28 protein-coding genes and 3 pseudogenes are annotated in these 26,903 nt (G+C 42.9%); 2 read left to right on the plus strand and 29 right to left on the minus strand.

From position 1 onward, the window contains the following. Position 1: 1 nt before the first annotated feature. Genes pbp2x through rsmH form a run of 3 tightly spaced genes read right to left on the minus strand, consistent with a single transcriptional unit; the run spans position 2 to position 3,556 of the window. The gene (pbp2x, locus tag D8792_RS00330; protein ID WP_125372448.1) at positions 2-2,287 is read right to left on the minus strand and encodes a penicillin-binding protein PBP2X; all 2,286 of its coding nucleotides are present in this window, start codon (positions 2,285-2,287) and stop codon (positions 2-4) included. Further along, positions 2,280-2,600, minus strand: a complete 321-nt coding sequence (ftsL, locus tag D8792_RS00335) for a cell division protein FtsL (protein ID WP_005591835.1) — start codon at positions 2,598-2,600, stop codon at positions 2,280-2,282. Before ftsL ends, pbp2x begins: the two co-directional genes overlap by 8 nt. Before the next feature lie 5 nt (positions 2,601-2,605). Beyond that, positions 2,606-3,556 (minus strand): 16S rRNA (cytosine(1402)-N(4))-methyltransferase RsmH, encoded by a 951-nt coding sequence (gene rsmH / locus D8792_RS00340; protein WP_125372449.1) that lies wholly within the window; start codon positions 3,554-3,556, stop codon positions 2,606-2,608. 247 nt (positions 3,557-3,803) lie between these two features. Between rsmH and D8792_RS00345 the strand changes: the two genes are divergently transcribed. Beyond that, positions 3,804-5,027, plus strand: coding sequence for an MFS transporter (locus D8792_RS00345; RefSeq protein ID WP_125372450.1), 1,224 nt, complete (start codon positions 3,804-3,806; stop codon positions 5,025-5,027). Positions 5,028-5,234: 207 nt separating this feature from the next. Here D8792_RS00345 and htpX read toward each other — a convergent pair whose 3' ends face one another. Next, positions 5,235-6,131, minus strand: a complete 897-nt coding sequence (gene htpX / locus D8792_RS00355) for a zinc metalloprotease HtpX (protein WP_125372056.1) — start codon at positions 6,129-6,131, stop codon at positions 5,235-5,237. A gap of 9 nt (positions 6,132-6,140) precedes the next feature. After that, a complete protein-coding gene (locus tag D8792_RS00360; RefSeq protein WP_045500951.1) occupies positions 6,141-6,698 on the minus strand; it encodes a LemA family protein in 558 nt (185 codons plus the stop codon). A gap of 290 nt (positions 6,699-6,988) precedes the next feature. On the opposite strand from D8792_RS00360, the gene rsmG reads away from it, so the two are divergent. Next, entirely contained in the window at positions 6,989-7,702 is a 714-nt protein-coding gene (rsmG, locus tag D8792_RS00365) for a 16S rRNA (guanine(527)-N(7))-methyltransferase RsmG (protein ID WP_125372451.1), read from the plus strand. A 201-nt stretch (positions 7,703-7,903) separates the two neighbouring features. Here the strand turns inward: rsmG and D8792_RS00375 are convergent, their stop codons facing one another. The 24 genes and pseudogenes from D8792_RS00375 to D8792_RS00490 form a co-directional block, all read right to left on the minus strand. Next, positions 7,904-8,488 (minus strand): hypothetical protein, encoded by a 585-nt coding sequence (locus tag D8792_RS00375; protein WP_125372453.1) that lies wholly within the window; start codon positions 8,486-8,488, stop codon positions 7,904-7,906. 45 nt (positions 8,489-8,533) lie between these two features. After that, positions 8,534-9,370 (minus strand): energy-coupling factor transporter transmembrane component T family protein, encoded by an 837-nt coding sequence (locus D8792_RS00380; RefSeq protein ID WP_125372454.1) that lies wholly within the window; start codon positions 9,368-9,370, stop codon positions 8,534-8,536. Then, a pseudogene (locus tag D8792_RS11825) lies at positions 9,363-10,166 on the minus strand (energy-coupling factor ABC transporter ATP-binding protein); the annotation flags it as partial. The pseudogene D8792_RS11825 and the gene D8792_RS00380, both read right to left, overlap by 8 nt. 27 nt (positions 10,167-10,193) lie before the next feature. Then, a pseudogene (locus D8792_RS11830) lies at positions 10,194-11,048 on the minus strand (ATP-binding cassette domain-containing protein); the annotation flags it as partial. Positions 11,049-11,054: 6 nt separating this feature from the next. After that, positions 11,055-11,816 carry a nucleoside phosphorylase gene (locus D8792_RS00390; RefSeq protein WP_125372456.1) on the minus strand — a complete coding sequence of 254 codons (762 nt, stop codon included), beginning with the start codon at positions 11,814-11,816 and terminating at the stop codon, positions 11,055-11,057. Between the two features lie 329 nt (positions 11,817-12,145). Continuing rightward, positions 12,146-13,057: a DUF4299 family protein gene (locus D8792_RS00395; RefSeq protein ID WP_125372457.1), complete on the minus strand. Its 912-nt coding sequence runs from the start codon at positions 13,055-13,057 to the stop codon at positions 12,146-12,148. A 162-nt stretch (positions 13,058-13,219) separates the two neighbouring features. Then, the gene (locus D8792_RS00400; RefSeq protein WP_005592293.1) at positions 13,220-13,828 is read right to left on the minus strand and encodes a DJ-1/PfpI family protein; all 609 of its coding nucleotides are present in this window, start codon (positions 13,826-13,828) and stop codon (positions 13,220-13,222) included. A 426-nt stretch (positions 13,829-14,254) separates the two neighbouring features. Next, the gene (locus D8792_RS00405; protein WP_125372458.1) at positions 14,255-14,614 is read right to left on the minus strand and encodes a TfoX/Sxy family protein; all 360 of its coding nucleotides are present in this window, start codon (positions 14,612-14,614) and stop codon (positions 14,255-14,257) included. A 9-nt stretch (positions 14,615-14,623) separates the two neighbouring features. Next, a complete protein-coding gene (locus D8792_RS00410; protein WP_125372459.1) occupies positions 14,624-15,037 on the minus strand; it encodes a VOC family protein in 414 nt (137 codons plus the stop codon). 56 nt (positions 15,038-15,093) lie between these two features. Further along, positions 15,094-15,897, minus strand: coding sequence for a helix-turn-helix transcriptional regulator (locus tag D8792_RS00415; RefSeq protein ID WP_125372460.1), 804 nt, complete (start codon positions 15,895-15,897; stop codon positions 15,094-15,096). A 156-nt stretch (positions 15,898-16,053) separates the two neighbouring features. Beyond that, positions 16,054-17,040 (minus strand): oxygen-dependent tRNA uridine(34) hydroxylase TrhO, encoded by a 987-nt coding sequence (gene trhO, locus D8792_RS00420; RefSeq protein WP_002915762.1) that lies wholly within the window; start codon positions 17,038-17,040, stop codon positions 16,054-16,056. 136 nt (positions 17,041-17,176) lie between these two features. Then, positions 17,177-17,667, minus strand: a pseudogene (locus D8792_RS00425) (DUF6773 family protein). Between the two features lie 9 nt (positions 17,668-17,676). Further along, positions 17,677-18,354, minus strand: coding sequence for a CPBP family intramembrane glutamic endopeptidase (locus D8792_RS00430; RefSeq protein WP_125372461.1), 678 nt, complete (start codon positions 18,352-18,354; stop codon positions 17,677-17,679). After that, positions 18,351-18,827, minus strand: coding sequence for a DUF6773 family protein (locus D8792_RS00435; RefSeq protein WP_125372462.1), 477 nt, complete (start codon positions 18,825-18,827; stop codon positions 18,351-18,353). The genes D8792_RS00430 and D8792_RS00435 overlap by 4 nt, the downstream gene beginning before the upstream one ends. A gap of 43 nt (positions 18,828-18,870) precedes the next feature. Next, a complete protein-coding gene (locus tag D8792_RS00440) occupies positions 18,871-19,299 on the minus strand; it encodes a DUF6773 family protein (protein WP_260470113.1) in 429 nt (142 codons plus the stop codon). Positions 19,300-19,385: 86 nt separating this feature from the next. Then, complete coding sequence (locus D8792_RS00445) at positions 19,386-19,583, minus strand: helix-turn-helix transcriptional regulator (protein ID WP_062200490.1); 198 nt, start codon at positions 19,581-19,583, stop codon at positions 19,386-19,388. Then, the gene (locus tag D8792_RS00450) at positions 19,567-19,767 is read right to left on the minus strand and encodes a potassium transporter (RefSeq protein WP_125372463.1); all 201 of its coding nucleotides are present in this window, start codon (positions 19,765-19,767) and stop codon (positions 19,567-19,569) included. The genes D8792_RS00445 and D8792_RS00450 overlap by 17 nt, the downstream gene beginning before the upstream one ends. A 134-nt stretch (positions 19,768-19,901) precedes the next feature. After that, entirely contained in the window at positions 19,902-20,465 is a 564-nt protein-coding gene (locus D8792_RS00455) for an ECF-type riboflavin transporter substrate-binding protein (RefSeq protein ID WP_061910022.1), read from the minus strand. An 11-nt stretch (positions 20,466-20,476) separates the two neighbouring features. Further along, positions 20,477-21,322: an SAM hydrolase/SAM-dependent halogenase family protein gene (locus D8792_RS00460; RefSeq protein WP_015605665.1), complete on the minus strand. Its 846-nt coding sequence runs from the start codon at positions 21,320-21,322 to the stop codon at positions 20,477-20,479. A 224-nt stretch (positions 21,323-21,546) separates the two neighbouring features. Beyond that, entirely contained in the window at positions 21,547-22,140 is a 594-nt protein-coding gene (locus tag D8792_RS00465; protein WP_125372464.1) for an MptD family putative ECF transporter S component, read from the minus strand. Positions 22,141-22,618: 478 nt separating this feature from the next. Then, entirely contained in the window at positions 22,619-23,311 is a 693-nt protein-coding gene (locus tag D8792_RS00475) for a methionine ABC transporter permease (protein ID WP_005591809.1), read from the minus strand. 1 nt (position 23,312) lies between these two features. Beyond that, on the minus strand, positions 23,313-24,377 hold the full coding sequence (locus tag D8792_RS00480; RefSeq protein ID WP_005591808.1) for a methionine ABC transporter ATP-binding protein: 1,065 nt from the start codon (positions 24,375-24,377) through the stop codon (positions 23,313-23,315). Then, a complete protein-coding gene (locus D8792_RS00485; RefSeq protein ID WP_125372465.1) occupies positions 24,367-25,743 on the minus strand; it encodes a M20/M25/M40 family metallo-hydrolase in 1,377 nt (458 codons plus the stop codon). The genes D8792_RS00480 and D8792_RS00485 overlap by 11 nt, the downstream gene beginning before the upstream one ends. 206 nt (positions 25,744-25,949) lie before the next feature. After that, positions 25,950-26,825 (minus strand): MetQ/NlpA family ABC transporter substrate-binding protein, encoded by an 876-nt coding sequence (locus tag D8792_RS00490; RefSeq protein WP_125372466.1) that lies wholly within the window; start codon positions 26,823-26,825, stop codon positions 25,950-25,952. Positions 26,826-26,903: the final 78 nt, after the last annotated feature.

Below are 26,903 nucleotides of genomic sequence, written 5' to 3' on the forward strand. Positions count from 1 at the left end.
GCTAGTCTCCCAATGTAACGGTTATTTTTTTCAGTTTTTTCAGGTCTGTATTGACCTTCTCCTTCTGCTTGACAACTTTTGAGCCTTTGCCTTTAAAATTGACTTCCAGCCCTTGCCATTCAGCAAATTGCTCCACATTTTCCTTGGTCCAGCCATACATATCCGGCAAATCTTCAAAGTTATCACTTAAAATCAAAATCTGTTGATTGGCTTTCAATTCTTGTCCTTCTTTTACAGAAACCTTCTTGATTTCACTGCCTGTTCCTAAGATGACTGGCTGTACTAGATTGCGGCGAAGCTCATCAGCCAAGCCTCCTGGGCTGATTTGATTTTTTAACTTCAGTTGCTTGGTCAAACCATCGATAGATGGCATTTTGTAGGTTGTTTCTTTTTCAACCAGTTCCAAAGCAGGGCTATCGCCAGTTAGATTCAAGCTATCTTTAAGTGCCACAGCTTCTTCCAAGACTGGATTAACAACTTCCTGCCAGAAAAGTGGTGAAAATTTCACTTCAGGCTGCTGAACAGTAACATACATAATGAAATCTGGACTTTCAGCCGGCGTCATGGCTACTACGGAGTAAATGTTATTATTCTCCCCTTCCAAATAGCCCTTATCTGTCGCAATTTGGGCTGTTCCGGATTTCACGGCCACATCTTGCCCAGAAACCTTGATAACCGGTTCTCCGCCGATATTCAGTGTTCCATAATAAGGGACCGTTCCAACCTGAATCATATAGTCCCGAGTCGTTTTCGCTGCTTTTCCTGAAACTGGATGACCAACGATTTCTGGCTGGGATTTACGGGCACTACCCGTTCGTGAATCATAAATAGCAGAGATAAATTTCGGCTCTAACATAACACCATCATTTGAAATAGCCGAAAAGGCACGTAACATCTGCACTTGGGTTACCCCAATCCCTTGTCCAAAGGAACTCATAGCAATGGTTACAGCATTGTCTGTAGGCAAGGCACCATATTCTTCATAGCCCATACCAAAACGAGTCGGTAAGCCAAATTTGAACTTCGATAGATAATCGATCCACTTGGCATTGCCCATATCCTGCTCAATGCGTGTCATACCAACGTTACTTGAGAAAATAAAGCCTTGAGCATAGGTCAGGACTTGTCCTGTTGATAACCCCATGTTCACATCCCAGTCGCGGATGGTAGCATCTGCAATCTTATATTCTGAGTTATCGTATGTTCCATTTGGGTTAAAGCTTCCATTATCAATCGCTGAAGCCAAGGTCATAACTTTCATCGTTGAACCAGGCTCATACTGTGTCTGATAGAGGAGGGTATTCCAAGTTTTCAAATGCTCAGCATTCAATCCATCTTTGGTATCCGCATTATAAGTCGGACGCTGGGTCGTTGCTAAAATTTCACCTGTCTTAGCACTGACCAAAGTCGCACTGACAAATTTACCCTTAGCTTTTTCTTGGAAGGCATCCATTCGCGTTTCCAAGTAGGTCTGCAGCTGGGCAGAAAGAGTTGTATAAACATCTTTTCCATCCTCTGTCTTGACAGACACTTCCTCTGAGCCTGGTATGATGTTCCCATTGCGGTCTTTTTCGTAAGTAACAATACCATTCTGACCACCCAAGATACGGTCTAGCGACTCCTCCATACCAGATTTCCCTACAAGCGTTTTATTGCCGTCCTTATCCTCTTGCATCTGAGCTTGACCGATGAATTGCGAAGCAAAGATTCCGTTATTGTAGCTACGGTTGGGGCTGGTTGTGAAGCCGATTCCCTCTATCTTCGCTTCCTCCATGGCCTGACGGATAGAACTCATGGTGCTGTAAGTAATCCCGTTCCCTTGAGAACCAAAAGAAACCTGTTTTAGATCCTTTTGCGAAAGTTGCTGTTTAACATAATCCTTATCCATTTCCAGATATTGGTTGAAAATATCAGCCACCTTATCATACTGGGATTCTTCTACATAGAGGACTTTACCAGAGGCAGACTTATAATTCTTGTCAATGATAGCATAAACGTTATAAGTTGTCGCATCTTCCGCAATAGGTACACCATTTCGGTCATAGATGGTTCCCCGCTTGGCAGCGACGACGACTGTCTTTTGGTGCACTTGCTTGGCACCTTTTGACAAATTAACACCAAATTTCTGATCTGTCCCGATAATGGTCGCAAAATTAATTAAGAAAATGAAAAAAAGAAAGACGGCTAAGGCACTCATGCTTTTTCCCACTCTTCTTCGATTGTATTCGGGTGTCTGTCTGTTTTTTAAAGCATATCGCTGAATGTTTTTTAAAAATCTATTACTCATTGGTTGTACTCACTGTCTTACGATTTCCCTTTTGGAGTTTCATATCCTGAGAGCTAGCCAACTGGGACAGCCTTTCATAACGTGTTAATTCATTCACTTCTTGCTTAATATTATCCAATTCAGCCTGCTCTGACTCAATCTGAGCATTAACTTCAGTCAAATCATGATTGACCTGCAGCAGCTTGGTCTGCATAAACACAATACTGACTGCAAGGATAATCGCTGTTAAAATAATGGAGCCATAGAAGGCTTTTTCGACTCGAGAAAATTTCCGAATCCGTTTTTGAATAGGGTGTTGCTTTCTTTCTGCCATGAAACTTACTCATGCACCTTCCTAGCCACGCGCAACTTCGCAGAATGGGCGCGATTATTGGCTTCTAATTCTTCTTTGCTTGGTAAAATGGGGTTGCGTGAAACTAACTCCAGCTTGGGCTGCAAATCATCTGGAATGAAGGGTAGACCTTTGGGAACATCTACGGTTGAGGCCTCTTTAAACAGTTGCTTGGTCAGGCGATCTTCCAGCGAATGAAAGGTAATCACTGAAATACGACCACCTACAGCCAGCAAGTCAATAGCCTGCTGAATGGATTCATCGGCCGCCCCCAACTCGTCATTTACTTCAATCCGAATGGCCTGAAAAATCTGTTTAGCTGGATGACCTTTTTTCTTCAGTTCCTTAGCAGGTTTAGCCGATTTGATAATCTCCGCCAGCTCTGTCGTCGTTTCGATTGGCTTAATTTCTCTCGCCTGCTCGATCTTACGGGCAATCTGCTTGGAAAACTTATCTTCGCCATATTTGAAAAAAATACGGACTAGGTCGTTATAAGGATAGTGATTCACAACTTGGTAAGCTGTCAAGGCAGCTTCTTGATTCATCCGCATATCCAACGGAGCGTCCTGTTTATATGAAAAACCGCGCTCCCGCTCATCCAGCTGCGGACTAGATACGCCCAAATCATAACAAATTCCATCAATCTTCTCGACCCCTACTTCATTCAAACGAGTCTTGAGATTGCGGAAATTATCCTTGATAAAGGTCACCATGCCCCGCTCAATATAGGGAGCTAGACGTTTTTTTGCATTGTCAATCGCAGTCTGATCCTGGTCAAAGGCATACAAATGTCCCTTGTCTCCCAGCTTACTCAAAAGATACTCGCTATGCCCAGCTCCGCCCAAGGTCGCATCAACATAGAGGCCATCTGGCTGAACATCAAGCTGGTCAATCGTTTCGTGAAGAAGTACAGTAATGTGATGAAATTCTTTTGTCATATCCTATCTATTATATCACATTCATGTATAAAAAAAAATCTAAAAGAATATATCAGCTTTTGATAGGCTACCTTATAGCCTTTGCAAGTCACTTTTAGAAATCTACCACTTAGCTTACCAGCTTCTACCAGTCAGCGAAAAGGCCTTGCGGGCATACCATATTCTGCTATAATCATAACTACCAATGCATTGCGAGTTGGAATTCCTTCACATTCCGAAATTGATTCGTCCCCAAAGGAGATTTATTATGAAACTTGCTTTAAAAAATAGACTATTTGCCTTCATCAGTCTGTCACGGATCTTTAATATCCTAGGCTCTTCTATCTATAATATCGTTTTTATCGTATTTGCTTCTAGCATGCCCCAGCCCAAGTTTGCAGTCGGTATTGCCAACTTTATCGTTCTTGTTCCTACCTTTTTCACAGTCTTTGTCGGTATGCAAGCTGACAAAACCCATCAAAAGGCTCGCTGGCTTATTCATCTAGGTTATTTGCAGGCCTTCCTCTTCATCTTAGTCGCCCTCCTAACCAAGTCTGCCTCCTACCTAGCCTTTGCTACCGTCTGCTTTCTCAATATCTTTTCCGACATTATCAGCGACTATCGCAGTGGCTTACAGATGCCTATCTTACAGAAAAATATAGAAGAGAAAGATTTGATGGAAGCTTACTCTTTCACTCAACTTCTCACTTTTTTGGGAAATTTTGCTGGGCAAGCTCTAGGAGTCTGGCTGCTGAGTATCAGCCAGCAAAATTTCGCTATGGTCGCCCTCATCAACGCCCTCTGCTTCCTACTCTCCTCAAGCACTCTCTATCTGATTCGCCAAAAACTCACCCATGATGCTCCTGCTGTTGCAGAGCAAAAACTTCCTTTCAAGGCTCAGATGAAAGACCTTTACCAGAATGTCCAAATGATTTTTGAACAAGAAAAAATCGGAAACTTCCTGCTAGTGCTGCTTCAAGTCCTCCTCTTAAATGCACTGGCTGGCTCCATCATGGGACTCTACAATCTCTATTTATTGGATCACCCATTTTGGGGGCTGAATCTGAGCCAGTCTCTGCTAGTCATCGAGTCCTGCACAGTGATTGGGATTATCTCTGCCAGTGCCTTCTCAAATGATTATTTTTCCAAGCTCTCTCTGATGAGACTCGTCGTTTGGTGCTCGCTAGCTCTGCTCCTCCTAGGACTCAGCAATTTACTCCAAGCTCCTGCTCTCTTGGGAATTTTCTTTCTTACCTTTCTCATGTATATCTCTGGAAAAATCAATCCTAAAATCAACAGCATGCTGCTGAGTAAACTTCCTCCAGAAGTATTAGCCCAAACCTCCAACTTTCTCACCATGCTCTTTACCTTTTCCATTCCGCTGGGAAGCATGATTTTTACCAGCCTCGGCCTTTGGAATATGGGAAGCGCTTGGTTGGTCTTCTCTCTGCTTGGTGGTGTCTGCCTTCTACTCAGCCTCAAAAATAACTAGAGTAAAAATCGTCACAATTCCATACAAAAAAGAGGCTGGGACAAAAGTCCTAGTCTCTCAATTGTCTTTGGATTGTCAAGCAAGACGCAGTGGTTGAGTGGGCTCTACTACGCTGATTTCATCAGCTTTTACAGCCCTACTCAACTGTGCGGAGGTGGGACGACGAAATCGAATTCTAACGAATGACCGATTTCTGTCCCACTCTCATTACATATTTTTCAATCTTTCTATCCGATCAGAAATTGGTGGGTGAGTGTAAAAGAGCTTTTGCAAGCCACCCTTCTTCTTAGGATCATTGATATAGAGGGCTGCGCTGGCGTCATCTACATGGTGCTCCATGGGCTGGCTATTGTCTAACTTCAGCAGGGCATTGATCATGCCCTTAGGATTGCGGGTCAGCTCAACACTGGAAGCGTCTGCCAGATACTCACGTTGACGGGAAATAGCCAACTGCACCAATGTTGCAGCAAGCGGCGCCAAGAGAAGAGCCAGCAGAGAGACAATCATCAAAACAATTCCTAAGCCATTGTCATTGTCCCGATCGTTTCTTCGACGGCCACCACCGCCAAACCACATCATGCGCCCAGCCATGCTAGACAGCATCGTGACAGCACTTGTGAGTGCCACTGCGATCGTCGAAATGCGAATATCATAATTACGAATGTGACTGACTTCATGCCCCATTACACCTTCAAGCTCTTCACGATTCATGAGGGCAAGCAAGCCAGTTGTTGCAGCCACGGCCGCATTCTCAGGCTTTGAGCCAGTCGCAAAGGCATTGGGCGAGGCATCTTCTACGATGAAGACCCGAGGCATAGGAATCTGTGCCACCATGGCCATATCCTGCACAACGTGATAGAGTTCAGGCGCTTCCTGCTCGGACACTTCCCTCGCACCATTCATCGACATGACAATCTCTGTGGACTGAAAAATCATACTGACAGCATAAATACCACCGATGATAAAGGCGATGGCCATCCCACCAAAGGGAGAATCGAGCCAAAGATAGCCGACAGCTGCCCCAATCAAAGCTAAAAGAGCAAAGAAGGCGACGAGGAGAACCCAAGTGCGCCTTTTATTGCTGGCAATTTGGTCAAACAACATAGTGGCCACCTACCCCAAATCGCTAAAATCCACTTTAGGAACAGCCTTTTCTTCCTCTGGTGTCTTCAAGAAGTCTGCTGCTTTGAAGCCAAACATACCTGCAATGACATTGCTTGGGAAAGTTTCCATTTTGACATTGTAGTTGCTGGTTACTGAATTGTAAAGCTGACGAGAATAAGCAATCTTATTTTCTGTATTTGTCAACTCTTCCTGAAGTTTCAAGTAGTTTGTATTTGCCTTAAGGTCTGGGTAATTTTCAGCAACCGCAAAGATACCAGAAATCGAACGAGTCAGGGCATCACTAGCCTCCATAGCCTGAGCAGGTGATGAGGCAGCAGCTACTTGGTTACGCAGTCGAGTAACATTTTCCAAGGTTGATTTCTCATATTTTCCATAACCTTTGACCGTCTCCAAAAGGTTGGGAATCAGGTCATTTCGGCGCTTGAGCTGGACATCAATCTGACTCCAAGCTTCCTGAGTCTGCATACGGCTTTTAACAAGACCATTGTAAACAGAAATCACGAAAATAGCTACAACTGCCACAACTGCAATAATAATTAAAAACATGGACATAATAAAGATACTCCTTATAATTTGATTGCACCTATTATAACAAAAAAAGCTCAACCTGTCTTTCTTGACATGTCATCTAATAAAATAGCTTTAGCTTGAGTATATCCAAATACAAAAATAGTCAGAAATCTAGAAAAAGCTTCTTCACTTTTCTAGAAAATAAACTCTGGAAATCAGGACAAGTCAGCATCTAATCCTTGGAGACACAGGAAGCTGATAGGCAGCAGCACCTTGCCTCGTTTTATGATATAATAGAATGAATACTGACAAACAAGGATGAAACTATGACACCGCAAGAATTTTACCAGCTACTAAGCCAGCAGGGAATTGAGCTGACCGACCGCCAGAAAGACCAGTTTGAGCGTTATTTTGAACTCTTGGTCGAATGGAACGAAAAAATCAATCTGACAGCTATCACTGAAAAAAATGAAGTCTATCTCAAGCATTTTTATGATTCAATTGCGCCCGTTTTGCAAGGCCTGATTGATAATCAAGAGCTTAAGCTACTGGATATCGGAGCTGGTGCAGGCTTTCCAAGCCTCCCTATGAAAATCATCTGCCCTCAGCTGGATGTGACTATCATTGACTCACTCAACAAACGCATTAATTTCCTCAAACTACTGGCAGAAGAGCTGGAGTTGGACAAGGTTCACTTCTACCATGGTCGTGCAGAAGACTTTGCTCAAGACAAGGCTTTCCGGGCTCAATTTGACCTAGTCACCGCCCGTGCAGTCGCTCGGATGCAGGTCCTATCTGAATTGACCATTCCTTACCTAAAAGTTGGCGGGAAATTGCTGGCGCTCAAGGCTTCCAACGCCCCCGAGGAGCTAGAGGAAGCAAAAAATGCCCTCAATTTACTCTTTAGCAAGGTTCAGGATAACCTTAGCTATGCCCTATCAAACGGTGACCCCCGCTTTATCACAGTGGTTGAAAAGAAGAAAGAAACTCCCAACAAATACCCCCGCAAGGCCGGCATGCCAAATAAAAGACCATTATAAGAAGAAGAGAGTGGGACAGAAATCGGTAATTCGTCAGAATTCGATTTCGTCGTCCCACCTCCGCACAGTTGAGTAGGGCTATAAAAGCTGATAAAATCAGCGTAGTAGAGTCCACTCAACCACTGCGTCTTGCTCGACAATCCAAAGACAATTGAGAGGCTAGGACTTTTGTCCCAGCCTCTTTATGTTTGTTAGACCATACTATTTTTCCACAGCTTCATTATAGATTTGAATCCAAGGAGCAACTTGATTCATGACATCTAAAAACTGTAATAAGTCAATATATTTTTGATCTGTATAAGGCCCAAAAGCCAGACGAATAGCTTTGTTAGAACTCATTGGATTGTAATACAGATACAGGTGATGAACTTTTGCATACTTTGTTTCTTCCACTTCCTCAATCTTAATGGTCACATCAGCCAAGTCAGAAAGCATGAGAAATTGGAAATAAGCATCCGCCCGTATGATGACATCCTTGTAGAGATAGAGGGATAGGCTTTCACGCGCATAACGAGAGTCGCTATAAATTAGTTGAAAATCCTTTTCAAGCTCTGGAAAGTGAGAATAAAGTTCTTGACAGCGTCGCAAACTCTTTTCTCTATTGACTATAGCAAAGCAAGTAAAGAGACCACTCATCCCTATTAGCAAGATGATTGAAATCAGGGTCATTCTTCCCCCGACTTCATCTGTCTGTGACAAAGCAAAGAGCAAAACGAAAGCCCCTAGACCACAAAAAGCAGGAAAAATTAACTCCTTATAAAATTTAACATTTATTTTTTCTTGCACCAATTATCCTCTCAATCCAAACCCAGCTAGTTTTCCACCTCGATCCTAGGCCCAAGGATTATAAAACCGTCCTTGATTGACAACGAAAAGAAGAAGGCTGAGGGCTAGTAGAAGGACAGACACCAGGATTACAAGTTTGTCTAGTTTTCCGAAGGCTTGCTGGGTGTACCAGGTCCGCTTTTTGTTTTTCCCAAAGCGGCGCAACTCCATGGCCGTCGCGATAGTATTGATTCGCTCGAGCGAGCTGAAAATCAGGGGAATGACGATTTGCAGATTGCCCTTGACCCGCTTGCTAAGGGGAGCCTTTTTGGATAATTCTTGCCCACGCGCCTCTTGAGACATCTTGATGAGGTAAAATTCCTCCTGTAAATCCGGAATATAACGCAGGGTCAGACTGACCGCATAGGCAATCTTATAAGAAAGGCCGATTTGATTCAGACTGGAAGCAAATTGACTGGGATGGGTGGTCATGAGAAAGATCACCGCTAGGGGAATCGTTGAGAAATACTTGAGCAAAAGATTCAAGAGATAAAAGAGCTCCTGAAGCGTGAGATTATAAGCTCCCCATCCTGTCCAGATCAGATTCTTGGCTCCATAAATCTCCACCCCATACTGAGGAGCAAAGAGATAGACCATGAGAATATTTAGCGCTGCAAAAGTTCCCGCAAAAGCTAGAACGAAAGAAATGTCTTTCAGCCGAATCTCAGACACTCGAAATAACATCAGGGAAGCTAGAGCTAGAAGAAGGAGAAAACGCGTATCGTAGCTCATCATGGCCGCCACCGAAACCAAGATAAAAAAGATAAGTTTGCTAGCACCAGAAAGAGCATGGAGAAAAGTCCTTCCGGCATGGTAGCCAATCAATTTTTGTTGATTAAACATGACTTTCCTCCTTTTTTCGCATGTAAAATTGAGTCAGATCTAGCGGATCCACTCCCAGCTTCTCAGCCAAGCTAAAAATCGAAGTCTCCTTTAGATTGGCCGCTGCAATCAACTCATGATCGGACAAAACCTGAGCAGGCAACTGGTCTGCTAAAATCTGGCCGTCCACCACCACGATGGCCCGATCCGAATAATCCAACATGAGCTGCATATCATGGGTAATCATGATAATCGTGTGTCCCTGCTGGTTTAGCTCATCGAGAAAGTCCATCATCTCTGTATAATGGCGCTGATCCTGACCAGCTGTCGGCTCATCCAAAAGGATAATCTCTGGATTTAGCACCAAGATAGAAGCAATGGTTACCCGCTTCTTCTGACCAAAAGATAGGGCTGAAATCGGCCAACTGCGGAATTCATGGAGACCGCAAGTTTTGAGAACAGCATGAACTCTTTCTTCAATCTCTGCTTCTGCCAAACCACGCAACTGCAGTCCCAGAGCCACTTCATCAAAAATCATGGTGGTCGAAATCATCTGATTAGGATTTTGCAGGACATAGCCAATCCGCTCTGCCCGCTCCTTGATCGAGTCTCCCTTGATATCCTGTCCTTGCCAACGATACTCCCCTTCTGTATCAATAAAACGACAGAGAGCCTTGGCTAGCGTAGACTTGCCAGCACCATTTTTCCCAACGATGGCTATCCGCTCACCCTTGAAAATCTTCAGACTGATATCCCGCAAAATAGGTCTGTCGCTCTGATAAGCAAAGGAAACACGGTCGAATTCTAAAAGGGCCTCGTGCCTACTGTCAACCTGCTCTGTTTTAGGTTCGGTCAGACTCTGCGAAAGTTCTACAAGTTCCAGCTTGGTCAAATCAGCCAGATGAGCTGCGCTTGCCACATCAAAACCAAGCTGCCGTAAGGCCGTGATATAGAGAGGTTCTCGAATCCCATTTTCTGCTAAGAGGTCCGTCTTGAGCAGATCATCCGGCGCACCGTTAAAAAGGATTTGCCCATCATTGACAAGGACAACTCGGTCAACAGGTCGATAAAGTACATCTTCCAAGCGGTGCTCGATGATGATGGTCGTGGTCGCAGCTTCTCTATGAATCTGATCAATCAAGTCAATCGTGTCCTGACCAGACTTGGGATCGAGATTGGCCAAAGGCTCATCAAACAGCAAAATTGGACTCTCATCGATCAAGACACCCGCCAGACTGACCCGCTGCTTCTGTCCGCCAGACAAGTCTTGAGGGCGGTGATCCAAAAGCTGCTCTAGGTCTAGCTGCTTGGCCCAACGCAGGACTTTCTCCCGCATCAAAGACAAGTCCACCATATCATTTTCTAAGGCAAAGGCCAGATCCTCTGCCACACTGAGTCCGATAAACTGACCATCCGTGTCCTGCAAGACCGTACTAACAAGATTTGACTTGTCATAAATGCTAGTATCAAAGGCTGGCTGCCCCTTAATCAAGAGTTGCCCACTGGCCTGACCCTTGTAAATATTAGGAATAATACCGTTAAGACACTGCCCCAGGGTTGACTTACCAGAGCCAGACGGCCCAATAAGCAGCACCTTTTCCCCTTCATAAATGGTCAGATTAATATGCTTCAAAGTCGGCTCCGACTGAGCCTGGTATTGAAAACTAAAATCTTCAAATTGAATAATTGGTTTTTTCATGTTTTTCTATAAGGCCAGAGCGATCTGAATCGCCAGATTGGCCACCTTGTCTTTCTCGTCTAAGTCCGCATGATTAGCCAGGTTGCGCATATCCCAAGCCTCCTCAGACAGATGATCCGCCGCATAAAAGAACTGGCAAACTTGAACGCCACGAAAGGCCGCTAGAGCCGCTACAGCCGAGCACTCCATATCCACACAGATAGCTCCTGCCTCTTTTCGCCTGCGCAGCTTGTCCGCAGTCTCTCGGTAAATGCCGTCTGTCGTCCAGACCTTGCCCAAGCTATGAGAAATCCCTCGCTGTTCAAGGAAATTTACGAGAAAATCCTGCGAGCCGACATTGACTGCTATCTCCGAACTAGCCGGCTGGTAATGATAGCTAGTCCCCTCATCACGCAAGGCTGCTGTCGGAATAATGACGGATGTTGCTTTGATATCCTCGTCCAGCACACCACAAGTCCCAAAGAGAACCAGTCTTTTCATACCAAAAGCAATCAAATCCTCCAGAATAGCCACACAAGCAGAGGCCCCAACTGGAGCGTTGAAAAGAGCTAGCTCCTGACCATCCGCAAAGACCCGATAGATAGGAATTTCAATGTTGGCCATAGATGTCGTCGTAATCAACTCATGATCAAAATCCGCCAACATTCGGGCAAAGGTCTCCCGAGCAAAGCAGGACACTGCCGTCTGCGGAAAGCCTTCAATAGGCTCTATCAAATCCTCTGGATTGATGATGGCCTTACGGTTTTGATCAAACTCTTCAAGAATCATCGACTTGTTTTGTCCCTTTCTTTAGCATGAAATAGCCAGCTAGCGTCCACTGACTCTATCCTACTATTGTATCATAAAAAGGCTGTCTACTGACTATCACCAGCATATTTTCTAGCTAGCCAAGGATATAGGCAGACTCTATAGCAAGGATGGGTTCAAGCGCATTTTAAAACAAAAAAGATTGGGATAAAGCAACTGCCCCCCAAGCGCTAGATTAATATCTAGCTATCGGAGGGCATTCAATCTGAATGATAGTTTTCACATAAAAAGATTATTCATCCATAAATGGAAGCTAAACTGGCTGAGTCCAGTCTTGCCATGAACAAAGACTACAAAACAAACTCCTGGCAATCTTCAAAGAGAGCTTTCATTTGGGCAAAAGTCATAGCAGGAACAAGAACTTTCTCAGCATCAAATAACTGTGTCATATTTTCAGGAAGCTTGTCCAAAAAATCTGAATATGAAATTCTCTTGTAAATAAAGAATTTCTCTAGATTATCTGGGTCTGCATCATCACATCCGACCAGATTACAGCACCAGCTAAGTTTTGATTCATCAATATATTCAGTATCTTCTGGTGCGAGAGTAGGTACGAGAGGAAGGATTGTATCAACACCAGCAGTTAGCGTATAGGTTCCTAAAATTTTTTCACTCTGCTCACTTCCATAAAATTTACTTTGAGCGTCATAGGCACCAATATACTGTCGAGTGGTGAAAAAATCACTATAACTCTGAGCAGGATTATCTGCCTTCAAGAAACCTTCCACCAGATGTGGACTCAGGGCAAGCGTTCTCCGAATACCATCTTGATACACAAGCTCATAGCCTGATTTTAGAAAGTCCTCCAAGCCAAAAACTATGTCCTCTTGATAAGGGTAGTCCCAGACACTTGAACTGCTATATTCTCTACCATGTTCATCACGGATGCTTGTCCCCAAACGACTTGATAACTTAGAAATCAAAGTGAGGGCCTGAGACCAATCAGCAAGTGTTGAAGGAGTCAGAATCCGCACATTGTAAGTTTGTTGAGTCTTATCATATTCTAAGTCAATATAACGGCCTGACTTTGCAGGAACCCAGCATTTCAATAGAGCAAGCTTATCTAGTCCAAGGTACATAAACTCTTTCTGTATAGGGTGGGGTTCCAGTCCATCAACAAATCCAAGCAATTCACTGATTTTTAAAACTTTCTGAAATCCTAGAAACCCCCGTTTATTTGGAATAGAAAATGTAATACTCATAAAATAATGCCCCTACCATATTTTAACTATATTATAGCATAAATTGCTATGGGGAAAATTAGAATGTGAAACAAGCTTTTCCATTTTTAATTCTTCATTTTGACATGGCAGTACAAATTACACAATCACTAAAAAAACAATCCGATCTCCTCAGATTGCTCTTTATTTACTAGAAAAAGGGTCTTGGTCAGCCTTGTTTTGCCACACGTATTCTGCTTTTTTAGCCAATTCTTCTGCCAAGTCCTGACCCCAGAAATTAGCCACAAAGCCTAAGGACATATCCATACCAGCCGAGACACCTGACGAAGTGTAGAACTTCCCATCTACGACCCAGCGTGCTTGGTCTTGCCAAAGGACTTCTCTATCATGTGAAGCGACCCAAGACAAGGCAAGCTTGTTGCTAGTGGCTTTACGCCCCTTGAGTTGACCAATCTGAGCTAAAAGAGCTGCTCCTGTACAAATACTTAAGACCAACTCAGCTTGCTGGACAGCCTTTTCTAGCGAAGATAGGAAAATCTTATCCTCCACCATCTTTCTGACACCTTGACCACCAGGCAATAAGAGAAGAGAATTGGGAGGTAAGCTTTTAAAATTATCCGTCATGATTTGAAAACCTTGCCGACTAGAAATCAGACCACCATCAAGGGAGACATATTTCGTCTCTACATTGGGTAAAGTAGCTAAAAACTCTACTGGCCCCATCAAATCTAGGGTCTCAAAATCATCAAAGAGAAATGAAACCATCGTAATTGGTTGCTCTATTTTTAACATTGATCTCCTCTCATTTTCCATTGGTTCATAGCAGTCACTTATTCTACTTTCGATAACGCCCCAGTAGGAATAAAAGTACCACCAAACCAATAACAAAGAAGACGATCCCTAGAATCAGCTTAATTATAAAACCTACAAAATAGAATAAAAAGATTAAACCTAAAATAAATAGAAATAATAGAATTCCCATAAGATCACCTCTGGCTACTATTATACCTAAAATAACGAGATTGGGATAGTTTTTGCTTATTCTTAGCATATCATAGTAAGGCAAAACTTATTTTTTATACCAACAAGTCTGATAATCTTCTAGACTCTCAATTAACGGGATATCTAGTGCAAAAGTATATAAACATTTGTATTAAAAAAGAAGACAAGCCTGCTGAATCAAAATTTAGCTAGACTTTCTTCTTTATTATTTCTTTATTAAGTTTCAGACGATTGGCTCAACTCCTGATTGTAGGCCAAAGCTAGCTTGATCCAGTAAGACAGTTCCTTTTGTCCCTCGCTATCTAAATCAATATAGCCATGATAAAGCCTATTCTTCATCACTGTGACACTGGCACCATTTTTAGGCAGGACCTGCTTTTCCATTTCCTTACCGATGCGGACCATGACAAGCTCTTGACCTCTCGAACTCACAGTAACGGTCATCTTACCTCGGACCATAAAAGCCAAACCACCAAACATCTTCTTCTCTTCTACCTCTTCTTCAAAAACATGAGGAGAAAGTTCAGTAGCTAAAATGGCACGGACTTGCTGGGCTAAGGATTCACTATAAGCCATCCTTCTACCTCATTTCATCACATCCCAGCCGATACCAAAACGGTCAATCAAGCGGCCATAAAACTCTGCGAAAGCTTGTTCCTCTAAAGGATAGAGAATTTGTCCACCTTCAGCAAGCTTGGCAAAAAGCTCATTGGCTTCTTCTCTACTATCTGGGCTCAGAACCAACCATTGATTAGGCTGATGATTGCTAGGAATAGATAGGTCATTAAAAACACCTACATCCTCACCATTCAGGGTCAAGTTTTCTGTATCTAAAGCAATCCAGGCAAGCTTATCCCGTTTTTCTGCAGGAAGGTCTGCTGGATCCATCATCTCACTGGCTCGGACAAGTCCCTTTATCTCTGTCTGAAAAAGATCTGCATAGAAACGAAAAGCTTCTTCGGCCTGACCATTAAAACTTAAAAACACGTCTAATTTCATTATTGTTCCTCCAATTTTTTATATCTGAGAATAAATCTCTAGTATCAGTTTATCAATTAGGATAAAAATTTTCTTATTCTCAATTGCGCTTGTTTGGCTAGGGAACGCATGATTAAAACTGGAAGATTAACTGTAATTGGTGGATCACTGGGCAAGGGCCTGCGCATGCTGATTTCCTCTTGATAGATGTTATCGCCTGAAAAAGTGAGAGGCTCATCGCTGCCCCAGCGAAAGTTATGCTTCAAGACATAATTTTTAGACAGGCGTAAATCCTCCAGCAATTCACAGGCCAAAAGATAGTAGTGACCATCGGGTACATTTTCAAAAGTAAACTCTCTCTCCTGACTTAGTGCTACTCCGATAACTGGCTCTTCTTTAGGTATGCGGGTTTTAAAAAGCCCGACACAGCTGATACGAGGTTCATACCCCTCAGGATAAGATAGCGCCACAGTCAAGCGATTGCCACTTTTACAGTCGGGATCCTGATGCAACAAAACTCCCTTCTCATCCAGCTGTTTGATCATAAAATCATAAGCCTTGGTTGATTCCTGATAATATTTTTTAGGCGAAAGTCCAGTATGCCGCTTAAAAGTATTGGAAAAACTGCCTAGACTATCATAACCAGCTTCCATAGAGGTCTCAGTCACATTTTGCCGACCTTCCACAATCTTCTGAATTCCTTTTTCCATCTTAAGAGCTTCCATATATTGCTTGATAGAAAATCCCATCTTTTTCTTGAAAGTTCTGGATAGATGGGAAGGACTATAGTGGAAATGCTGAGCCAAATCGGTCAGACTCAGCTCTTCATCTGCATGCTGACGCAGATAGGCTGCCACTTCTTCCATGATAGCTTTAGACATAGACTTGCTCCTTTCCCATTTTTTTAAGCCCATTATATCACATCAAAAAGAAAGGACAAAAAATCAAAACTCTATAAAGAAAAGCTAAGCTACAAATAAATAATGAAAAAACTTTAGACGCTTGAAACATCTAAAGTTTTTATCTTCATGATTCAATTACTGAGCTACCAATGTTTCCAAGCTTTCTCCAATCGCAGCCAAACGCTCCATCACTTCTGCTTGGCTCAGGCCGTTTTCAGCCACATAGCGGTTGCGAGGGTGAACGCGGCATTCATGAGAACAGCCACGGAGGTACTTGTCTTCATTTTCTTCTGAAGTCAGGATGCGGCGGTTACACTCTGGATTGCCACAGTTGACATAGCGCTCGCAAGGAGTACCGTCAAACCAGTCTTTCCCAATCACAACTGGATCAACATGGTTGATATCAACGGAGATACGCTCATCAAAGACATACATCTTGCCGTCCCACAGCTCACCTTGAACTTCAGGATCCTTGCCGTAAGTCGCGATACCGCCATGAAGCTGACCAACATCTTTGTAGCCTTCACGGACCATCCAGCCTGAGAATTTCTCACAGCGAACGCCACCTGTACAGTAAACCACGACACGCTTGTCCATGAATTTTTCCTTGTTGTCACGGACCCATTGCGGCAATTCGCGGAAGTTTCGGATGTCTGGGCGAATAGCTCCACGGAAGTGTCCTAGGTCGTACTCATAATCGTTACGTGTGTCAAGGACAACGGTATCTTCGTCAAGAAGGGCTTCTTTGAACTCTTTTGGAGACAAGTAAGCTCCTGTCGTCTCCAACGGGTTGATGTCGTTGTCAAAGTCATTGTCTTCCAAGCCCAAGTGCACGATTTCTTTCTTGTAGCGAACAAACATTTTCTTGAAAGCTTGCTCATTTTCTTCGTCAATCTTGAACCAAAGGTCTTCCATGCCTGGAAGGCTGTGAACGTAATCCATGTATTTTTGAGTGGTTTCATAATCACCAGAAACCGTTCCATTGATTCCTTCATCTGCCACCAAGATACGGCCTTTCAGACCGATAGATTTACAGAAGGCCAGATGATCAGCTGCAAATTTCTCAGCATTCTCAATCGGAACATATTTGTAGTAAAGTAGGACGCGAATATCTTTTGCCATAAGATTTCAACTCTCTTTTCTCTATAAAATTTTCTGAATTTTTAATTCATCTATTTATTATAACCTGATTGAAAAAACTGGGCAAAAAATTTGTTTGGAAAATAGCAGACCTAGAATCTCTACGTAGAAAAGCAGGTTAGCTCTCTTTCTCCAATTCTTCCAAATACTTCTCAAAGCGCTTCTTCTGCCACTTGCTGAGGCTCTCTAAGAAAATATTGACCAGCAGCATCAAGGGAAAGTGAATGCAAAATGTAACCAAAATGACCAAAAGAAACATGGGGTGAAAAATACTATTATGATAAATAGCATGATTGAGCTGAAAATTCTGGCAAGCAATCAAAAGAGTCAGAAATACTGTCGCAGCCAGCCCCCCCAGATGGTCAGACTGAAACTATTGTAATAATTAGCCCCCAGATACTGAGCTCGACACATGAAATAAAAGCTAGTGATGAGAATCGAAAGCAAGAAAGGCTGATAATGAACGACTCCCCCATTCATAGCTACAGAACCCATATATAAAGCTAAACTGCCACATAGCATGAGACTGAAACTCTCCATACCAGCTTTGTTGACAAGCTGCTCTTCCCGTTCGTCTAAGATTTGACGTTTAATAAGTTGCATTTTCATATCAAGCTCCTATACTTCTACTCCAAAAATAGTAATTAACAACATAAGAATGGCAGGAAGTCCGTTATTTATCATGTGAACTACAATACTGACTTCCAAGCGCCGAGTTCGACAAGCCAGCAAGGTCAAAATCACAGAAGCACCACCATAAATCACAAAAGACATGATATTGGTTGGACCATGAAAAATCGCAAAGAGTAGTCCGCCTATGATATAACCCCAGCTTTCATAGCCTTTAAAGATTTTGAGAGGAATGATGCCACGGAAAATAATTTCTTCTGCGATAGGCGCCAAAACTCCAAGCATGATGGACAATAAAATGATATTTCCTCTTCGGAACTCCTCCATCAAAGATGCCTGATTAGCCGTCGTCACCTCTCCATGTAACCACCGGAGTAGTACCGTCCCAAGGACAGATATGAGCAACATGCTTAAGAGGCCTAGAGCAATTCGCTTCCCATCTCCTTTTTGAAAAATTTTTCCAGATGGAGATAGGATGCCAGTTTTCTTTGCTACCACGACAAATACCAGTAAAATGAGGATTATCAGCAAAAGCCCAAGACCAATGGTCCATTGTTTGGGAAATTGATAAGTTATTGCTAGCTGCTGAAACAGCAGAGGGAGTATATACAAGCCCAAGGCTAAAAAAGCGCAGCCAACCCAGATCAATCGTTTCCACCAAGTCATTCTTCATCCTCCAATTCCTGATCGAGCTTTGCCTGACCTTTGCCGTTTAGGTAAAGACTGATCTTGTCCATCGTCAAACTTCCAAGCACAAACAGTAGCATTGCAAGAGCTAGCTTGAGCAGATACAAAATGCTCAACATGCTAGCCAGATTTTCTCGCTGACCAAAGAAATCAATGCCTATAAGGATGAGAACAAAGACAAGTCCACCGCCAAAACGCTCTGGCCATTTTTCCTCTCTCACCATATCACCAACATCAATGCCTAAGCTTACGCGACGAAGCAAGGCATATAGACCTACTAAGGTAAGCAAAATACCTTCTGGCAGATAGGCCAGCAAGCTTAGACGGAGGATATAGGCTTTGAAAAATACAGAGATAGCTAAGAAGAGAAACATTCCTAGTACTAACTCTCCTGCAACTTTGCCGTCCAATTTTTCTGTTCGTTCATCTTTTATAACAGGCTGCTTCTTCATTTTTTACTCCCTTTCTCATTTATAAGTTAAAGATTCATTAATTCTAATTCTCATCATTTTCTAGTTCTTGGTCCAATAAAACCTGTCTCTTCTGATAAAAATAATCGACCAACTGATCAAATATACTAGAAAAGGCAGTTATCAAAGCTACAATAAAAATAAATTGCAAGATTGGATGATGGCGAAAGAATGGTCGAAGAGCTGAATTTCCACTCCACATCTGAACAGCCACGATTACAATCGCTAAGATAGCTCCGTTGACCAAACGACTTCTGAGTGTCCGAATACCACTAGTCTGATTGTAGCGTCTGATATCAAGTCCCAACTGCCAGCTACGAATTCCGGCATAAATTTCCATACCCAAAATAATCAGAATTTCTGGTAAGTAGCCTTCTACTGGCACATGCCAAATTAGGATTTTGATAAAAATAGAAATAAGGAGTAAAATGATTGCAAAAAAATGCAACTTCATTTCCTAATTTTCGCTCAAGTTGTAAAGTCCGCTCGTCTGTATAGACTTTTTGTGGTTTGTCCTTCATTTTCTTTCTCACTTTCTTCCTATTCTTCCCAAAACAACTGATCCAGCGTTTTATTGAGGCATTTGCAAATGGCCAAGCATAGACTAAGACTGGGATTGTACTTGCCTGCCTCAATCAGGCCAATGGTCTGACGGGTCACACCGATAGCATCAGCCAAGTCGCCTTGAGTCATGTCATGCTCAGCCCTTGCCATTTTTAACTTAAGATTTTTTGCCATGGCCACCATCCTTATCGTCATTCTTTTGCCCGTCTATGGCGTAGAAAGCAGAGCCAAGGGCGGCATTAGCACAAGCGATTATGATAAAGGTTTGATCTTTCTGAATCATGCCAACAACTAGTAGAACTATCGCCAATACAAGACAAATAAGTAGTGTAAGCAGATTATTCCCTTTCTTATTCATATTTGCGCTCCTTTCGTCTTCATAAATCCATTATACAATATATTTTAAATAATGCAATATATAAATTACATTTTGTTTTTTATTTTGTACAAAAAAAGATTGGGACTTTCCCAATCTTGTAATATCTAGTTTGATTAATCTTTCTTAAGGCTACCTGAGCGAGTCTGAGTACGAGCGTAGGCTAGTAAGAGCAAGGTTCCTGCTACAGCAACTGTCACTCCATTGGACAGAGTTGCTACAAAGCCTTGCACAAAGACCTTATTGACCGGCTCGCTATAAATCAAGATATCACCAATCGGAGCGACCAAGAGCCAGACAAAAGCATTGGCCAAAAGCTGGAAGATATTGAAGTTGACGATGTCTTTCACTTCAAAAACACCTTCTGCTGCACGAATGCGATTTTTAAACAAACCGAGAATGAAACCAAAGAAGGCACTAGCGATAATCCATGACCACCAGAGACCGTAGCCAGCCATAGCGTCTTTGATAACGTGGCCAATCAAGCCCATCAGGAAGCCAACAAAGGGGCCAAAAACGACACTGAAGAGAGCCTGAACCGCATATTGCAGCTGAATACTGGTATTTGGGACAGGTGTTGGAATGCTAATCATTCCGATAACTACAAAAAGTGCAGCTCCAATCCCCGTTGCAACAACTTCTTTAATAGTAAACTTTGTATCTAACAATTTCTTTTTCATAATGTTCTCCTTTAATTTTCTATACGTTTAATCTCAATATGCCATTGAGCACCAACACCAACATTATAGGCCTTGGCAAAGGAACCTTGGTTGATAGCCAAGCCCACCCGATAGAGGGAATTGATGTACAAAATCGGCTGACCAATACGGACATCCGCAAAGGACTTGCCATAGGTCACTTGGTTTTGATAAACCAGCATATCATTGTTGTAAATAGTAACTTCGAAACGGTCGCCAAAGTTTGGCTCCAAGGTGCAGAACTCCTCGCGCGTAATCGAAGTCCAAAGGGAACCAAAGCGAACATCCAAAATGTCAATAGCTCCACTGACCAAATTATCCGCTAGTCTCGTCTCCACAACAGGGATTTCGACAATTTCTTCGACACTCAACTCTGGGCCAACTTCCTCAAAACTGATATGGCCGCTAGCCAGCTTTGCACCTGTGTAGGCATAGACATCTCGCCCATGAAAGGTATAAGAATGCTCGGTATTCTTGCGGCGATTTTCCACTTCTGAAATCTCACGAATAGCTACAATACCGACATGCTTTTTGATAAAGGACAGAGTACCATTATCAGGTGTCACGATATATTGATTTTTACTGGTCTTAGCAACCACGCTTTTCCGCTTGGAACCCACTCCCGGATCCACGACTGAAACAAAAGTTGTTCCCTCTGGCCAATAATCTACCGTTTGAAAGAGACGATAACTACCCTCAAAAATATTGTAAGGGGTGATATCATGGGTCAAATGATGGATTTTCAGCGTTGGTGATTCCTCCAAAGCCACTCCAATCATAGCCGACACTGCTCCATCTACCAGACCGAAGTCCGACTGCAGCACTAATATGTTGTTCATCTTATTCCTCCCAGGCCTTGAGCCTGATATTCTCCAAGTCTTCTAATCTTACCAAAATTAGGCTCTTTTCGCTAGAGCTGGAGGCATAGAATTTTTTTATAACCGTCTATTTCTCAAAGATATAGCATGCAAGCTAGTTTTTTTCTGGATCAAACTTATGCCAGAACAATTCCTTGAGCAAGCTAGGATAGGAAAATCCAGCAACTTTCATCTGGCTTGACTTTTTATGACTGAGAGGCAGCTTTTGCACTGCGCTTTTTTACCAGATATTGGCCCAGCAGGCCACCGATTAAAGCACCTGCCACTACCATCACGATAAAACTAGCGATGGTCGGAAAATCCAATGGTAGCAAAATCCGATTGATGTATTCTGCTGTCTTACCACGCGCTACCAAGCTATCAATATAAGCCTGACGTGCTAGCCACATGAGGATAATAGGCCCTGAATTGACAAAAGAGAAACAAACAAAGGAAATCAGATTCAAGAATTTATTTTCGTATTTGCCCAAGCCTGCAATCGTGTCCGCCAAGAGACCGAACACCAAACCCGGCAAACCAGCAATCATAAAATGACCAGACAGGAGGAAAAAGCCTCCCATTATTAGGCCTACTAAGCTGATTGCTCCAAATTTTTTAATCTTGCTTTGCAGGCACATATAAACGCTTCCACCAAAAACTGCGGCAAATACTGGAGCATAAAGCATATTGCCAGCATTGTCAAAAAAGTGGCCTACTAGTACTCCTAGTCCGACACAGAGAAAGTAGAGCAGAGCAAAGACTCCCGTCCATTTCAACTCTTTAAGTGTTAACAATGTCATCATCGATTCCTTTCTAATTCTGAAGTCAAAACTTCATAAAACTATTGATAGCTATATCCTTGATAAGTGAAAATGTGCATTTCATACCTTGGCATCCTTCCTGCAGGAGGAAGTTTTAGCAAGGTTTGTAGATCTAGCATCCTTGATATACTTGCTTCCCTCGGCATGGGCAAAATCCAGCACTGCCAAGAAGTAATTTATTATGCTATTTTTCTATACTTGGCTTTATTTATTATAGCATTATGAAAATAGAATGTAAATTAAATTTTCAGACTTTTCAAAGGATGATAGCCGACAAAAGGAGGCTGGGACAAAAGTCCTAGCCTCTCAATTGTCTTTGGATTGTCGAGCAAGACGCAGTGGTTGAGCGGGCTCTATTACGCTGATTTCATCAGCTTTTACAGCCCTACTCAACTGTGCGGAGGTGGGACGACGAAATCGAATTCTAACGAATTACCGATTTCTGTCCCACTCTCGTCTAGCGATGGCTGATTTTTCTGGTTAAGAAATCGCCCAAAAACTGGATAAAGAAGATAAGAAGTAAGAGCAAAACAGTCGCTAAAATGGTCACATCTTGGTTGAAACGTTGATAACCATAGGCAATCGCTACATTTCCAAGGCCACCTGCACCGATCGCTCCCGCCATAGCTGTTTCGCCGACTAGCGAGATTAGGGTCACTGTTGTCACCCGAATCAAGTCTGGTAAGCCTTCACGCAGGTAAACGCCGATGATATCCCATGAGTTAGCTCCAACCGCCTGCGCTGCTTCAATCACACCGCGATCTAATTCTGACAGAACCACCTGCACCTGACGGGCAAAGAAAGGGAAGACCGCCAAAGATAGTGGCACCAAAGCTGCTGTTGGACCAATCCCTGTTCCCACAATCATCCGTGTGAAAGGATTGATCAAAGCTAGGAGAATGATAAAGGGAATTGCCCGAAAGATGGACGTGACCTTGTCCAAGATGAAAAAAGCTGTTTTATTTTCTAAAATACCACCTGGCGCTGTCAATACAAGGAAAAGTCCAGCGATCAANCCTAGAATCCCACCGATCAGGAAGGAAATAATTGTCATATAAAGGGTCAGATAAATCGCTGTGCCCCAGCCAGCCTGACCAGCCCAGCCCATTTTATAGACGTTAGGCAAAAATGTTTTAATCAAGTCTATCAATCTAAATTCCTCCCTTAAGCACCTTTAATTCTACGCCAGCAGCTTGTAAATTGCTTTGAGCAGACGCAAGATTTTCTGCATTTCCTGACAAAATGACTACCATCTCCCCGACAGGCACATTGTCTAAAATCTCAATGTTAGCATGTAAAATATTGGCTGAAACTTGATACTGCTTGTAGATATCGTTGATAATGGCTGTATCTGTCACCGTACCAGCATACTTCAAATGCGCCAATACAGAATCTGCTGGCAGATCTTGCACAATCTTCTGTTGATTGATTTTAACCATCGCTTCAGTGATGCCTGTTGCCGTTGTGATAAAGTCTTGGGTCAATTCATTCTGTGGATTGGTAAAGATATCCAAAACCGAGCCTTCCTCGATCAATTTCCCATTCTGCATAACAGCTACACGATTGGCAATATCTTTGACAATCTGCATTTCGTGCGTGATCAGTACAATCGTCAGCCCCAGCTTTTGGTTCAAATCCTGAAGCAAGGCTAAAATTTGCTTGGTTGTTTTAGGATCCAATGCCGAAGTCGCTTCATCTGAAATCAAGATTTTCGGGTCATTGGCCAAGGCTCTAGCAATCGCCACGCGCTGCTTCTGCCCACCAGACAGTTGAGACGGATAATTATCCGCTCGATCTTCCAGACCAACCAGTTCTAAAAGTTTGCGAACCTTCTCCTCTTTTTCAGCAGCAGACAAAGTTGAGTGCTTCAAGGCAAATGCGACATTTTCCTTGGCCGTCATCTGAGCCATCAGATTGAAATGCTGGAAAATCATGCCAATATCCTTGCGCTTTTCCCGCAGTTGAGCCGCATTCAGCTGGACAGTCTCCTTGTCGTATAGGACTGTCCCATCCACAGTGATGCGACCAGCAGAGGGCTTCTGCAAAAGATTAATAACCCGCACCAGAGTGGACTTTCCGGCACCAGAATAACCCACGATACCGTAAATATCCCCCTGATTGATATGAATGGTCACATCTTCAACTGCCTTGATGACACGATTTTTCTGCGTGAAAGTGACATCAATACGGTCTAATTTGATAATTTCATTGCTCATAACTTCTGATTAACTCCTTGATTAATTCAATATGGGTATAATAATCGGCAATCTTGACATTTTCATCGCCACCATGATCTCGACTGTTGGCATTTCCCAAGCCAAAGGCAGCCATCGGAACTTCCAAAGCCTCAAAGACTGTATGCATAGGCCCTGTTCCTGCCGATGTTGGAAGCACTGAGATGCCTTCTGGATAAAAATCCTTGGCCAGTTCAATCACATTCAGGATAGAAGGGGCACTCATATCGCTACGATAGCTCATTTCTCCCAATGTATAAGTTAATTCTATCTTATCATAGCCATTTTTGTCCAGTTGCTTGCGAATCTTGTCCAAGACATCATGGGGCTCCAAGCCTGGTACCAAGCGTACTTCCATCTTGGCAGATGCATATGCTGGGAGGATGGTTTTGACTCCTTGTCCCTGATAGCCCGAACCGAAGCCTTCAATGTTAATGGCTGGCTCAAAATAGAAGCGACGCAGAAATTCCTGCCTTTCCTCCTTCAAGACTGGAAGCTGGAGGCCGTAAATTTCCTTCAACTCTTCTGGTGTCTTCAGAGCGTACTGGGCAATCAAAGCCAGCTCTCGCTCATTGGGCTCCTCTACTTGTTCATAGATGCCCTCCACTAAGATTCGACCGTCCACACTACGCAGGCTAGAGATAGCATCCATCAAGTACCAAGAAGCTGAATTAATGACACCGCCATAGCTAGAATGGATATCGACTTCTGCACTGCGAACAGACATATCAAAGGTGACAATGCCCTTATTCCCACCAGAAATCTCCAACTGACCTAGATTATTACGCGTGCCCTGCTCCCAGACCAGCAAATCTGCTCCCCGCAAATGTTTCTTATGCTTGGCCAGATATTTATCCAAGTCTGTTGAAGCCGACTCCTCTGCTCCCTCCATCATGAAGATGATATTGACTGGCAGCGAACCATGCTCTCGGATATACTTACGTACCGCTGTCAAACGCGCAGTAATGTGCCCTTTGTCATCATCGACCCCGCGACCATACATAACACCGTAGTGGACTGACAGAGTAAAGGGGTCGTTGGTCCAAGGCTGGTCATTATCGGCCGGAACCGTATCATAGTGGTGATAGAAAATGATAGTCTTGGCCTCAGGATTGTCCGACTGAAACTCTGCCAATACAAAGGGAGCCGTGTAACTGTCATCAATCATCACTTTAGCACCCGCGGCAGTGAAAATTTCTCCCAGATAGGTAGCTACCTCCTTGAGCCCAATTTGCTGGGCAAAGATAGACTTTTTAGAAATCAAGGTCCGCAACACCTCAAAATAGTGCTGGGCTACCTCATCATTTTCAAACTTTTTAATTTGTTCACTCTCAGTTGAGAAAGGCATGTGTAACTCCTACTAATCGCATCTCTTTAAAGATTATCTGCTATGATTCACGAAAGAGCAAAGACTTGCTGTCATGTAAGTCTTTGACTCCGCGTTTTAATATTGCTAAATTATCTTCGCTGATAAAAACTCTAACTAATAGCAGATAAAGGGCTGGAGAAATCCATTCCCCGCCCTTTCTATCTTCAATTATTTTCTATAAAATCTTACCAAACTGGTTGATCCATACCATCTGAAGACTCTTCAATGACTTTTTTAACTTCGTCAGTATGGTAAGCCTTGATGATTTTCTTGATGGCGTCTGCCTTGTCAGATTTTTCCCAATCTTTCTTAGCAGCAATCAGGTTGTACCACAGTTTAGAATTTTCATCTGTCTTTTCTTTGTAAAGAGCGCTCTTGTAGTCAATACCAGCTTCACGAACGAAGGTATTGTTGACAACCGCTGCATCTACAGAAGTAAGAGAAGCTGCTGTTTGAGAAGCATCCAATTCAGAAATTTTCAAGTTTTTCTTATTTTCTTTGATGTTAGCAACAGTCGCAAGTTTAGTTGAATCCACGTCCAACTTAATCAAACCAGCTGCTTGAAGAAGGTTCAAAGCACGGCTTTCATTTGTTGGGTCATTTGGCACAGCAATGCTTCCGTTTTCTGGAATGTCTTTCACATCGGTATATTTGTTTTTGCCATCTTTAGTCCCAGAGTAAAGACGGATTGGTGCGATATAAGTATCTGCTACAGACACCAAATCAGCATTGTTTTCTTTATTCCAGTTTTTCAAGTAGTAGTAATGCTGGAAGGCATTGATATCTACATCACCGTCGCGAACTGCTTGGTTAGGTTGAGAATAGTCTGTAAATTGGGTGAACTCCAATTTAACACCTGCTTTATCCTTATCAAGGATTTCCTGAACCTTGTTCCAGCGCGCTTCCTCTGTATCACTGAGGCTCATCACACCAACTTTTACAGTCACTGTTGCATTGTCTGCTGACTTAGCGTTTTTTGATGTTGAAGACGAGCAAGCTGCCAAACCAAATGCTGCTACAGCTAAGAGCGCTGTTGCACCAAACCATTTTTTCAATTTCATGAGATAATCTCCTTATAAAATATATTTTTTTCTAATGAAAGGGTTGTAAGTTATTTCCGATTGCCTAGGGCAAAGAAA

The organism is Streptococcus cristatus, from assembly GCF_003943505.1.
Taxonomy (GTDB): Bacteria; Bacillota; Bacilli; order Lactobacillales; family Streptococcaceae; genus Streptococcus; species Streptococcus cristatus_E.